At 29.1% G+C, this 11,830-nt stretch carries 13 protein-coding genes and 1 riboswitch; of the genes, 11 read left to right on the top strand and 2 right to left on the bottom strand.

Going from position 1 to position 11,830, the window contains the following annotated elements:
• Nucleotides 1-175 precede the first annotated feature (175 nt).
• The 5 genes from folB to srtB all read left to right on the top strand — a co-directional run bounded on the left by folB (nucleotide 176) and on the right by srtB (nucleotide 4,612).
• Nucleotides 176-553, top strand: coding sequence for a dihydroneopterin aldolase (gene folB / locus RYK99_RS01855; protein WP_314989614.1), 378 nt, complete (start codon nucleotides 176-178; stop codon nucleotides 551-553).
• The gene (gene folK / locus RYK99_RS01850; RefSeq protein ID WP_314989613.1) at nucleotides 553-1,026 is read left to right on the top strand and encodes a 2-amino-4-hydroxy-6-hydroxymethyldihydropteridine diphosphokinase; all 474 of its coding nucleotides are present in this window, start codon (nucleotides 553-555) and stop codon (nucleotides 1,024-1,026) included. The genes folB and folK overlap by 1 nt, the downstream gene beginning before the upstream one ends.
• A gap of 16 nt (nucleotides 1,027-1,042) precedes the next feature.
• Nucleotides 1,043-2,050: a tRNA dihydrouridine synthase DusB gene (gene dusB, locus RYK99_RS01845; RefSeq protein ID WP_314989611.1), complete on the top strand. Its 1,008-nt coding sequence runs from the start codon at nucleotides 1,043-1,045 to the stop codon at nucleotides 2,048-2,050.
• 315 nt (nucleotides 2,051-2,365) lie between these two features.
• Nucleotides 2,366-3,517: a pyruvate kinase gene (locus RYK99_RS01840; protein WP_314989609.1), complete on the top strand. Its 1,152-nt coding sequence runs from the start codon at nucleotides 2,366-2,368 to the stop codon at nucleotides 3,515-3,517.
• A 240-nt stretch (nucleotides 3,518-3,757) separates the two neighbouring features.
• Entirely contained in the window at nucleotides 3,758-4,612 is an 855-nt protein-coding gene (srtB, locus tag RYK99_RS01835; protein WP_314989607.1) for a class B sortase, LPKTxAVK-specific, read from the top strand.
• 53 nt (nucleotides 4,613-4,665) lie between these two features.
• Here srtB and RYK99_RS01830 read toward each other — a convergent pair whose 3' ends face one another.
• Entirely contained in the window at nucleotides 4,666-5,814 is a 1,149-nt protein-coding gene (locus RYK99_RS01830) for an MFS transporter (protein WP_314989605.1), read from the bottom strand.
• A gap of 233 nt (nucleotides 5,815-6,047) precedes the next feature.
• Here RYK99_RS01830 and RYK99_RS01825 point away from each other — a divergent pair, with 233 nt between their 5' ends.
• From RYK99_RS01825 to RYK99_RS01800, 6 genes are all read left to right on the top strand, one after another.
• Complete coding sequence (locus RYK99_RS01825; protein ID WP_314989603.1) at nucleotides 6,048-6,677, top strand: MBL fold metallo-hydrolase; 630 nt, start codon at nucleotides 6,048-6,050, stop codon at nucleotides 6,675-6,677.
• Nucleotides 6,678-6,697: 20 nt separating this feature from the next.
• Complete coding sequence (locus tag RYK99_RS01820; protein ID WP_314989602.1) at nucleotides 6,698-7,195, top strand: hypothetical protein; 498 nt, start codon at nucleotides 6,698-6,700, stop codon at nucleotides 7,193-7,195.
• On the top strand, nucleotides 7,188-8,693 hold the full coding sequence (locus RYK99_RS01815; protein ID WP_314989600.1) for a PH domain-containing protein: 1,506 nt from the start codon (nucleotides 7,188-7,190) through the stop codon (nucleotides 8,691-8,693). Before RYK99_RS01820 ends, RYK99_RS01815 begins: the two co-directional genes overlap by 8 nt.
• Nucleotides 8,686-9,177, top strand: a complete 492-nt coding sequence (locus RYK99_RS01810) for a PH domain-containing protein (protein ID WP_314989598.1) — start codon at nucleotides 8,686-8,688, stop codon at nucleotides 9,175-9,177. Before RYK99_RS01815 ends, RYK99_RS01810 begins: the two co-directional genes overlap by 8 nt.
• 84 nt (nucleotides 9,178-9,261) lie before the next feature.
• A riboswitch (SAM riboswitch) is annotated at nucleotides 9,262-9,364 on the top strand.
• Between the two features lie 112 nt (nucleotides 9,365-9,476).
• Entirely contained in the window at nucleotides 9,477-10,658 is a 1,182-nt protein-coding gene (gene metK, locus RYK99_RS01805) for a methionine adenosyltransferase (RefSeq protein ID WP_314989596.1), read from the top strand.
• Nucleotides 10,659-10,853: 195 nt separating this feature from the next.
• Entirely contained in the window at nucleotides 10,854-11,213 is a 360-nt protein-coding gene (locus RYK99_RS01800) for a protozoan/cyanobacterial protein, globin family (RefSeq protein WP_314989594.1), read from the top strand.
• Between the two features lie 54 nt (nucleotides 11,214-11,267).
• On the opposite strand, the gene RYK99_RS01795 is transcribed toward RYK99_RS01800, so the two are convergent.
• Nucleotides 11,268-11,816, bottom strand: coding sequence for a TetR/AcrR family transcriptional regulator (locus tag RYK99_RS01795; RefSeq protein WP_314989616.1), 549 nt, complete (start codon nucleotides 11,814-11,816; stop codon nucleotides 11,268-11,270).
• Nucleotides 11,817-11,830 lie beyond the last annotated feature (14 nt).

Genomic DNA, 11,830 nt, shown 5'->3' with positions numbered 1-11,830 from the left:
AAATTTAAATACGGCTGATATTTATTATCAACCGTATTTATTATAGACCCATTTTATTAAATCGTAATTTAAGTCGTTTTTTTATTGATATGTGAGTATAATCATTAGAGAAATAAGACGAAATATGTTAAAATTTTATAGTTAAGCAAAATAATGATTGAGAGGTATATTAATCATGAAGACGAAATTATTTATAAATAATCTTGAAGTATTTGCTAATCATGGGTTATTTGAAGAAGAAAATAGACTAGGTCAGAAATTTATTTTTAGCATTGAGTGTGAGCTTGATTATAAAAAGGCGTTGTTCAGTGATGGAATGACAGACAGTATAAGTTATGCTGATATTGCGGATGTAGTGGTAGAGACTGCAACTTCAAATACGTATAATTTATTAGAGCATTTAGCCGGAGAAATTTTAAAAAATATTTTTGAGAAATTTCCTCAAATTGAAAATGTTAAGCTAGAAATTAATAAACCAGCTGCCCCTATAAAATATCATTTTGAACAATGTGGAGTAGTTATAGAAACAACTCGTGAGGAGTTTGGATTATAATGATTATACTAGCATTAGGAACCAACTTAGAGCCACGAGAGCAATATTTAAAAGATGCTTTAAGAAAAATAGAAGCGAGTAATCTTAAAATTACAAAACTAAGCAGTATTTACGAAACACCTGCATGGGGTGGAGTAGCTGATCAAAACTTTCTAAATATGTGTATAGAAATAGAAACTTCATTAGAAGCGTATGAACTACTAGATACTATTCAAAAGATAGAGTTAGAACTTGGGCGTATTAGAAAAGAGCACTGGGGAAATAGAACTATAGATATAGATATTATCACATATAATAATTTAGTTTTTAATGATGATAGATTGATTGTACCTCATAAATATATTCATGAAAGAAATTTTGTACTAGCTCCATTAGTAGAAATGTATGGTGATATAGATGTTGATGGTAAGAGTATAAAGCAATCATTAGACAAAACAACAGAAAAAATTAGTTTGTATAAAGAAAAATTGTAAAATGAAAGGATAGAAGATGTTTAAAATTAGAGAAATTGAAATACCGAATAGAGTAGTTTTAGCTCCTATGGCAGGTGTATGTAATGCTGCATTCCGTTTAACAGCTAAGGAATTTGGTGCTGGATTAGTTTGTGCCGAAATGGTTAGTGATAAAGCAATTTTATTCAATAATAAAAAGACGATGAATATGTTGTATATTGATCCAAGAGAGCGTCCATTAAGTTTACAAATATTTGGTGGAGAAATCGATACTTTGGTAGAAGCTGCGAAGTATGTTGATAAAAATACAGAAGCTGACATTATCGACTTAAATATGGGATGTCCAGTTCCAAAAATTACAAAAGTAGATGCTGGAAGTAAATTACTACTTGATCCAGATAAGGTATACGAGGTAATTGCCCGCCTAGTAGATTCAGTATCTAAGCCTGTAACTGTAAAAATGCGTATGGGATGGGATGATGAACATATTTATATAATGGATAATGCAAGAAATGCAGAGCGTGCTGGGGCTAGTGCAATAGCTATCCATGGTAGAACAAAAGTTCAAATGTACAGTGGAAAAGCCAACTGGGATGTTATTCGAGATGTAAAAAAAGAACTTAAAATTCCAGTTATCGGAAACGGAGATGTAACGACTCCAGAATTAGCTAAGAAAATGTTAGATGATACTAACTGTGATGCAGTTATGATTGGACGTGCAGCTTTAGGAAATCCATGGATGTTATATCGTACAGTTAAATATTTAGAAACTGGGGAATTAACAGAAGAACCGACACCAAGAGAAAAAATTGATGTATGTTTATTACACCTAAGAAGACTTATGGAAATTAAACCTGAGAAGGTTGCTGTACATGAGATGAGAAAACATGCTGCATACTACATGAAAGGTATTAAAGGTGGAGCGAAAGTTAAAAAAGAATTAAATACTTTAAACTCATATGCAGAGATGGAAAACTTATTTGGTGAATTTTTAGATTATCTTGAATCAGGAGTAGCAGTACCTAAAAAAGAAATCATAATTTAATGTGTTGAATTATTGATTAATTATCATATGAAATATAGAAAAAAAGAAACTGTATTTAATTAGATATAGTTTCTTTTTTATTTTTATATTTTGAATAATTATTAATGTCGTAATAGCTCAATATAGCTAAAAAAACTTGTAAAATAAGTATTTTAAGAATGGCAGTAGAGTATAGATTAGAATTGTTAATAAAAAATGTTTAAAGAAATTATAACTATCAGGGATTACAATTTTAGAAAATTATCTAGAAAATAATAATTTGATGTGTTATAATAATTTTAAAAGAAAACGTTTTAAAGATAAGGTAGGTATATTATGACTAGAAAGGCAAAAATTATCGCAACTTTAGGAAACAGTACAGAAGAACTATTAGAATATATTATAGAAAATGGGGCAGATGCTGTCTTAATCGATAATTATTATGGATGCACAGAAGAGTGCGATTTTAGAATTAATAAAATAAAAGAATTAAGAGAAAAATTAAATAAAAATACTGCAATAATTTATGATTTAGATCATATATATGCGGAAAGTAAATATAAACTTATAAAAATTGAAGAGAACAATGTTCATTTTGCTTGTCAAAATGATGTTGATTTTGTCGCCTGCCCATTTGTTAGTAATTTGGATGAAATTAGAAAAGTAAAAAGTATACTTCAAGCTAATGAGAAGAAAGATATTGGATTAATTGTAAAAATAGATTGTAAAGAAGCATATGAAAATATCGATGAGATTATTCAATTTGCAGATTCAATAATGATTAATAGGGATGAGCTAGGTATGGAATTACCTTACCAAAATTTACCTAGTATCCAAAAAGAAATTATTAGAAAAGCTAATGATTCGACAAAAGAAGTAATATTAACAACGCAGATGCTTCATTCAATGATCTATAATCCAAGACCGACACGTGCGGAAGTATCTGACGTAGCTAATGCAATTATAGATGGTGTTGATGCAATCATGTTAATCGAAGAAACAGCAATAGGGAATTATCCTAAAGAAGCATTAGAAACAGTTGATAGAATAATTACCTACATCGAAAATCAAGATATAGTAAAATATGATGATTCGGAAGAATATAAGCATCACAAAATGAATATTGCGCATGCAATCTCATTATCAACTAAATATCTTCTTGATTCTGTTGATGTAAATAATATCGTAACTTATACGAAGTCAGGAAGTACAGCGAAGTTTATCGCAAGATACCGACCAAAAGTTCCAATATTAGCAGTAGTACCAACTAAACAAAAAGCTAGAAAATTAGCATTAACACGAGGTGTTACTACATTCATAGAAGAAAAAACACTATCGATGGAAGAAATGCTAAATTATGCACCGAATTTTTCTAAAGAGTCTGGTTTAGCAAAAGAAGGAGATTTAATTCTAATTACAGCAGGACAACCAGATTTAGGAAAAGACAATGTTCCACCAACTGACTTTGTAAATATTAGACAAGTTTAAAATAAAAAAATAAACCATAAATAAGGGTGATTTAAAAATCTATTTGTATTATCAACTGGTTTTTAATCATTCTTTTTTTTGAATGATAAAAGAATAATTCAATTAAAAATTAAATGATACATAAATCAAAATTAATTCACAAATTAGCAATACAATCTTTTGAAGAAATTTATGTAAATATGATATAATCTAATTTATGATTTAGACACAAAGAGATAATTTTTAGAAAGGAAAGACTTAATGAAAAATAGTAAATCAATATTTAGAAACATAGTAAAATATCTACTATTAGTTATTATTTTAATTGGTGGTTCATTTGGAGCTTATTCATATTTTAATTCGAATGCAGGTTCAAGTTCTACTGAGTCTCAAGTTCAAACAGTAAAAAAAGAAACTGCGAAAAAAGAAGAAGACAAATATGTTGTAGATAAAGCGGAAAAAGAATACTTAGAAAAGAAATTTAATGAGTTGAAGGCAATCAATAAAGAGGTCATCGGTTATATGTATGTACCAGGTGATGGAAAAGATTCTTTAAAAGAACCAATGTTGCAAACAACAAATAATTCTAAATATTTGGAATATGGTTTAGATAATAAACCTGCCCCATATATAGGAGCAGTTTTTATGGACTATGAGAATCAACCAGATCTAACTAAGAGTGATGTGAAATGGGTTTTTGGGCATGCAAGAGCTGGAATCGAGGAAAAGAAAATTACTTTAGACACTAGAGTATTTAATAATATGAATTGGTTTGGAAAAAAAGATTATTTTGATAGCCATAGAGTTATTGTTATGGAAACTCCTGAAAGAAAGTATTATTATGAAGTAACTGGTGTGAAAGTTGTAAATGAATTTACAAATTTATATCAAATTCCAACTACTTCAGATAAAAAAGGAGAATTTATCAAGTTGTTTAAAGAAGGAGCTAAGAATTGGCTAGAAAATAGCAAGATTTCTGGAGAGGATAATATGACTGTCTTTTGTACTTGTAGATTAGATGATGTTGCATTACGTACACTAGTATTAGCAAGACAAGTACCAGATAATGAATTAAAAGAATTTTTAGAGAAAAATAAAGAGCTACTTAATAGTTAATAAAAAGGAGAACATCCGAGATATTAGTATCAAAGATGTTCTCCTTTTAAATTTTATTTTTTATTTCTTAATATTGTATAACTAACTAATGTAGAAATTAGCATTAGAGTAGTAGTAATGAAAAATGGTGTTGTATATTTTTCTAAGTGTAGGGCTTCTGGTATTTTTGTCAACACTACAGGAGTAAGGATAACACCAATGTTTCCACCAACTAAAACTACACTTGTTGCAAAGTTGATAAATTTATTATCTAACTTGTTTGAAATATAGAAGAAGTTAAATGACATAGTTCCTACGAAGCTTATTCCAATAAGAATAGCTGCAATGTAGAAGATAATAATATTATTTGTTAAAGCAAATAATACACTTCCAATGGTCATGAAACTTAGCATAATTGGTAAAGTTAGATTTTTAAACCTTTTAACTAGAATACCAAAGATAACTCCAGAAAGTATACCACTTAAAGCTAAGATTGTAAGTAGATTTCTAGCTATATCTGGTTGATAGTGATATTTTTCTGCTAGTAGTGTAGGGATTTTAATAGTTGCTCCCATGTAAGAAATTCCTACTAAAAATGTTAGAAGAGTTAGAACTATAGTTTCTTTATGAAACTTAAGGCTTACTTTTTTATTATTTACATTTTCAGTGTTAGGTACGAATAATAGGAATATTATAAATATAGGAAGTGCTAAAGCATAAACTAAAAATGTATATTGAATACCGTAGATTAATAAGTATCCTGAAATAAAGGTAGTTAAAGCTTTACCTATATTTAAAAATGCAGTTCTTAATCCGATCATAGTACCACGGTGTTCTTCATCAAAGAAATCACTAATCATACTGATTGAAAGTGAGTTGAATAACCCGATACCAGCACCAAGAAGTAATCTACTGATTAAGACAATTTTAAAATTAGTTGTGAAGGCTGGTACTATACCAAAGATAAAGATAAGTATAAGTCCAAGAAGAACTGTATTTTTCTTTCCGATTAATTTAATAACACCATTGCTAAGAAGAACGAAAATCGTAATCATCATAGCTGGTATTGTTGCTAAACTCTCTACAGAAGCCAGACCTATGTTTGGGTTATTAGTATGATAAAAATTATACAGGTTTGGAATTACTGGAGAAATAGCAAGGTGTGACATTAATAATATTGAAATACTAAGTAATGAAAACTTAGCGAATGAATTTAATTTCATTTTTGTATCTCCTTTTTTCTTAGATATTTAAACCTGACTTTTCATGAAAAAGTTAGGAAAAAACTAAGTTTCTTATAAAAACCATACTATTCAAGTATAAAAAAAATATTAAATAAGGTCAAGCGAAGAGGGGTTATATAAGTAAAGTAAAAAAACTACTAACCAAGACTTGTTAATAACATAATAATAGGATAAAATAAAGATAATGATAATTATGGAAAGGTTTTGAGAAAATGGCAAAAGCAGAAATTAAAAGAATAGTAATGGATATGGTAGATGAAAATTGCTATATAGTTTATAAAGATGGACGAGGAGTTATTATAGACCCAGGTGAAGGTTTCGATAGAATACAAAAAGCTGTAGAAGAATTAAATGTAAAAATCGAAGCGATATTATTAACACATGCTCACTTTGATCATATTATGTCATTAGATGAGTGCAGAAAACACTACGGAGTACCTGTATATATTTCAGGACATGAACGCGATTGGTTACAAAATCCTGATTTTAATGGTTCAACATTGTTCCGTTTAAGAAGACCGCCTATGACTGATCCGGCAGAATTCGAGTTTGAAGAAAATAAAAAATACGAAATTGCTGGTTTAAGTTTTACAGTTCTACCAACACCGGGGCACTCTCCAGGTGGAGTATCATTTGATTTTGGTAAGTTTGTAGTAGTAGGAGATGCATTATTTAGAAGCGGTTTTGGTCGTTATGATTTATATGGCTCAGATTATGATGCTTTAAAAAATTCATTAGGAAATGTATTATTTAAACTAGATGGAGCTAAAATAGTATATCCAGGTCATGGAGATGAGACTACGATTGAACGTGAACGAGGTCTAAATCTTATCGGTTGTTAATAAAAAAAGGGAGGGATTTTATGAGAAAGTATATAGGAAGAATATATGTTGATTATTTTTTCTTTAATGTTTGGGTAATATGTTTAACATGTGTTGCAATAGCTTCAGTGATTTTTAAACTTACCGGTTTTGAAGAAGTGTTCGGTGTAGATGTATATATAATTCTATGGGGAGTATTAGGGTTAGTGTTTTTAAATCATGTTATAGTTGTAATGCTAAGAGATAAGTATGAGTACAATACATTTTTTGAAATTACAGATGAACATTTTAAACTATCATCAACAGCAATATATACATTTTTTAAGTTGGAGAAAGTAGCACCACTTAGGAATATACTAGATTATACAATAAAACAGAATATATTATCGAAAAAATTTAATATATATATAGTTAGCGTTAATAGTGGTTCAGAAAAATTAAGATTTTATGTTTCTAGAAAAGATGTAGAGCAACTAGAAAAACTATTATTAACTATACTAAATAATAATCTTAATTATAGGAGGTATAAAGATGAATAATATTAAAAAAAGTCGAGTACATCCTATGGTTATTATGGATACTGTAATTACTGGATTTAGATTGTTTGGTATTTTTATGGTGTTGGCATTAAAAGAACAAAATTTGAAATATTATTTACTAGTTTTGATGGGATTCCTTTTATTAATAGTAATAGGTATATTTGATTATTTCTTAAAAAGTTATGAAGTACGGGATGGAGCTCTAATTTATACAAAAGGAATAATAAATAAAGAAGCAAAAAATATAAATCTTGAAAACATCCAGTCAATTGACATGAGCTCTAACGTATTGTATCAAGTATTTAATCTACTTTCGGTGGATATAAACCTTGTTGGAGGTAAGATTAGGATAAAACCTCTGAAGAAGGAAGTCGCATTAAACTTAATTGATATACTAAGAGAATTAAAACAAGGTCAAGATGAGGATATGGCTATAGATCAAGAAGAAAAAGTGCAAGATTCTCAAAATGAAATATTAAGATTATCTGTAAAAGATCTTGCATTTTATGGACTGCTTAGGGTTAGGTTCTTTGCAGCTTTAGGGTTAATATTAGCATTAAATGGTAAGATTCGAGATGTTTTCAAATATATCTTCGATAATGAAGCTTATTTTGATGAACTTCTTCAAAAAAATGCTAAGTCAGTCGCGGGGAATATAACAGCAATATTTATAATAATTGGAATTTTTATGATTTTAGTCGTAATCGCATCAGTTATTCATACAATTGTAAAATATTATAACTTTATCCTCACTACTAAAGAACATAATTTACTATGTAAATATGGATTGTTAAATAAAAAATCACTAGTTATTGATATTGATAGAATCCAAAGTGTAAAATTGATATATCCACTGCGTTATCGCTTTTTCGGTCTTGCAAAATTGTCTGTTGAAACATTGACTAATAACGTATCGGAAGATTTAAGTGAACAAAAGTCTACGATAGATGTCTTGCCACTAGTAAAAAATGATTTTGCACAGAATTTTGTGAAAAATAATCTAGGTATTGATTTAGAGTATTATGAAAGTTTAGAAAGTGAAAAAATACAACGAAAAGCTAGAATTGCATTGTATCGTTGGAGTTTGTTTAATTGCAGCCTTCTACCGATAATAGTATTTGCGATATTATATTTTGCTAATATTGATTTGAAGTTAGAGTATAAAGTTTTGAGTTCACTTGCTTTCTATCTTGTCTTAGTTTTGTATAGTATTTTAGTGAAAAACTATATGTTGAAATATAACGAACTTTCTTATGATAGATATTACTTTAAGAATACATTTATGAGACAATTAACAATAATAACAGAATTCATTAAGGTGAAAAAAGTAGGAACTATAAATAGTAGAACAAACTATTTTATGAATAAAAGGGATCTTTCCCATCTATCGATAAATTCTATTGGAGTAAACTCAGATATTAAGTTGAAATACTATGATAAAGAATATAAAGAAAAATTAGAAAGAGATTTTATAATTTCGGAGGTAGGTTATGAGTAGAATATTTGAAAAGAAATCATGTAATTTACCAGAAAGATCAATACAATATTTGAGAATACATTTTGGAATATATGCTCTAGTTCTTTTATCATTTGTTATTAGTAAAAGTGTATATGACTATTTTAAAACTGAAATAAATTATAAATTTATAGGTCTAGGTATATTAGTGATATTAATAATATATGCTTTAGTGGTTTTAGTTATCCCGCCTTTAGTAATTAGAAATTATTCTTATGAAATAGACGAAATGGGGGTATCGGAAGTTGAAGGAGTGTTTTTTAAGAGTAAAAAAACTTTACCATTTAATACCATTCAAGATGTTACGATACATACAGGTCCAGTTTTAAATAAGTTTAAATTAGCTAATATACAAGTAACAGGAATATATAGTAAGCTTACTATTGACTATCTTCCAATTGAAGAAGCGGAGAAGTTAAAAGAGAAAATACTTCTAGAAAGAAGTAGATACAATATTGAATATTAATTTTAATATATCTTTTGTACTTTATCATTTGACAAATGACAGAAAGTATATTAAAATCGAATATGCTGATAAAAGAAATATAAATACTTATCAAGAGTGAGTGAGGGATAAGGCCCGATGAACTCCAGCAACCTAATCAATTGATTAAGGTGCTTTCCTTAGCAAAGTTTACTTTGAACGATGAGGTATACATAAAGACCTTGTCTATGAGATAAGGTCTTTTAATTTTTATTTTAAAGATATTAAGGACTTAAGAAGATTTGTATTAATATCAGACAAAAATATTTTAGGAGAAAAAAATGAGCAAAACATATTTATTTACATCAGAATCAGTAACAGAAGGGCACCCAGATAAAATCGCTGACCAAGTGTCAGATGCGATTTTAGATGCGATTTTAGAACAAGATCCGTACGGACGTGTAGCTTGTGAAACATGTGTAAACACAGGATTAGCAGTTCTAGTTGGAGAAGTTTCAACAACAGCAAATGTTGACTTCCAACAAATCGTACGCGATACAATTAATGAAATTGGATACACAGATCCTAATAAAGGATATTCAGGAGATCATATTTCAGTTCTTGTAGGTTTAGATAAACAATCTCCGGATATCGCTTTAGGAGTTGATAATTCATTAGAAACAAAACAACAAAAAGAAGAAAATGAAGTAGGTGCAGGTGACCAAGGTCTTATGTTCGGATTTGCAACTAACGAAACTCCAACATATATGCCACTACCAATTTACCTAAGTCAAAAACTTTCAAAACAATTAGCAGAAGTTAGAAAAAATGGTATTCTTACATACTTAGGTCCAGATGGAAAAGTTCAAGTTACAATCGAATATGATGTGAATCATAAAGTAAATAGAATTGATACAATCGTAGTATCAACTCAACATGATGCAGAAGTAACTCAAGAACAAATCCATGCGGATATTAAAAAATACGTAATCGAGCCATGTTTAGATAAAGAATTATTAGATGAAAATACTAAGTACTTCATCAATCCAACAGGAAGATTCGTAATCGGTGGACCAGTAGGAGATGCTGGGCTAACAGGACGTAAAATTATCGTAGATACATACGGAGGATTCTCACGTCACGGTGGTGGAGCATTCAGTGGTAAAGATGCGACTAAAGTAGATAGATCAGGAGCATATATGGCTAGATATATCGCTAAAAACATTGTAGCTAGTGGAATCTGTGATAAAGCGGAAGTTCAATTAGCTTATGCAATTGGAGTAGCACACCCAGTATCAATCTTTGTTGAAACATTTGGAACTTCAAAAGTTGATGAAGGAGATATTGTTAAAACAATTAAAGAAGAATTCCGTTTAACACCAAATGGAATCATCGAAACTTTAGATTTAAGAAAACCAATCTTCAAGAAAACAGCAGCATACGGTCACTTTGGGCGTGAAGATGTAGAATTCACTTGGGAAAGAACTGATAAAGTGGATGCATTCAAAAAATTATTAAAATAGTATTATTGAAACGTAGAGTGGATAATATCCTATTCTACGTTTTGTGCTTTTTATAATAAAATTTGCTAAATTCAAAAAAATTTCAATAATAAATTGATGTTTGATAGCATTTTAATTGCAAAATAATACTATATGTAGTTTAATATAAATAAGGACAAAAAGTGAAAAAAATATGAACAAATTGTGGAGGTTATTATGAACCTATATGAAAAAATAGGAGAAGAAAAAATTGATGAGTTAGTTATACACATGTATGATGATATTATTCCTAATGATGATAGAATTAATATTTTATTTAATGATGGGTTTGATAACATCAAAATTGAACAGAAGAGATTTTTTAGACTGTTTTTAGGAGAGCCAGGGCATTCTGTATTCGCCACTCCAGATTTAAGAAAAAAACATATGAAACTTCCTATCTCGATAAAAGAAGCTAAATATTGGTTAGAGGATTTTGAATTAGCCTTAGATAGAATAGAACTAGACCCTGCAATAAAAAAATTCTTTAGTCAAAAAATAAACACATTGACAATGCAGATGATTAATACAATTTAATAAATTAAAAAACCTTCTTTATTGATAATTTAATTCAATAAAGAAGGTTTTTTGTTATGCGACAACTTCGTCTTCATCTGACTTAGAGAATATTTCTCTAAGTGTTTCAGGAGAAGAGGTAGAAACAAATTTGATTGATGATTTTATATTGAACAGGAATGCTTCATCTTTGTGAATTTTATTAGCAGTTAGTGCACCTTGAATACTAGTGAATAACCATTCGCTAACAGGGTTACAAACGTCCTCTGGTAGATTTCTATCGAATAAACCATCAGCAAGTAGTAAACGCCAATTTTCAAGAATATCACTGCATTTTTCAGCGATTATTGGAGAAAGTTCTGCAGTTTCCATCGCCAATAATGTAAGTGAAAAACCACTACGTTTACAAGCTTTACCTTTTGATATAAAAAGATCAAAAACAGCTGTTAAATACTCCTCTAAAGTCCCTAATTTAGGAGAAATTGTTTTAAATTCTTTTTTTACATTACTGTTGATTTTATCTAATGCTTCTAGATAAATTTCATCTTTTCCTTTTGGAAAATAGTAGTACACGCTTCCCTTAGGGGCTTTAGCTTTTTTTATTATATCCTGAACACTTGTCAGAGAATAGCCCTTAG

Source organism: uncultured Gemella sp., from assembly GCF_963537375.1.
Classification (GTDB): Bacteria; Bacillota; Bacilli; order Staphylococcales; family Gemellaceae; genus Gemella.
The sequence above is the reverse complement of the archived record's forward strand: the minus strand, read 5'-3'. Positions and strand labels throughout refer to the sequence as shown.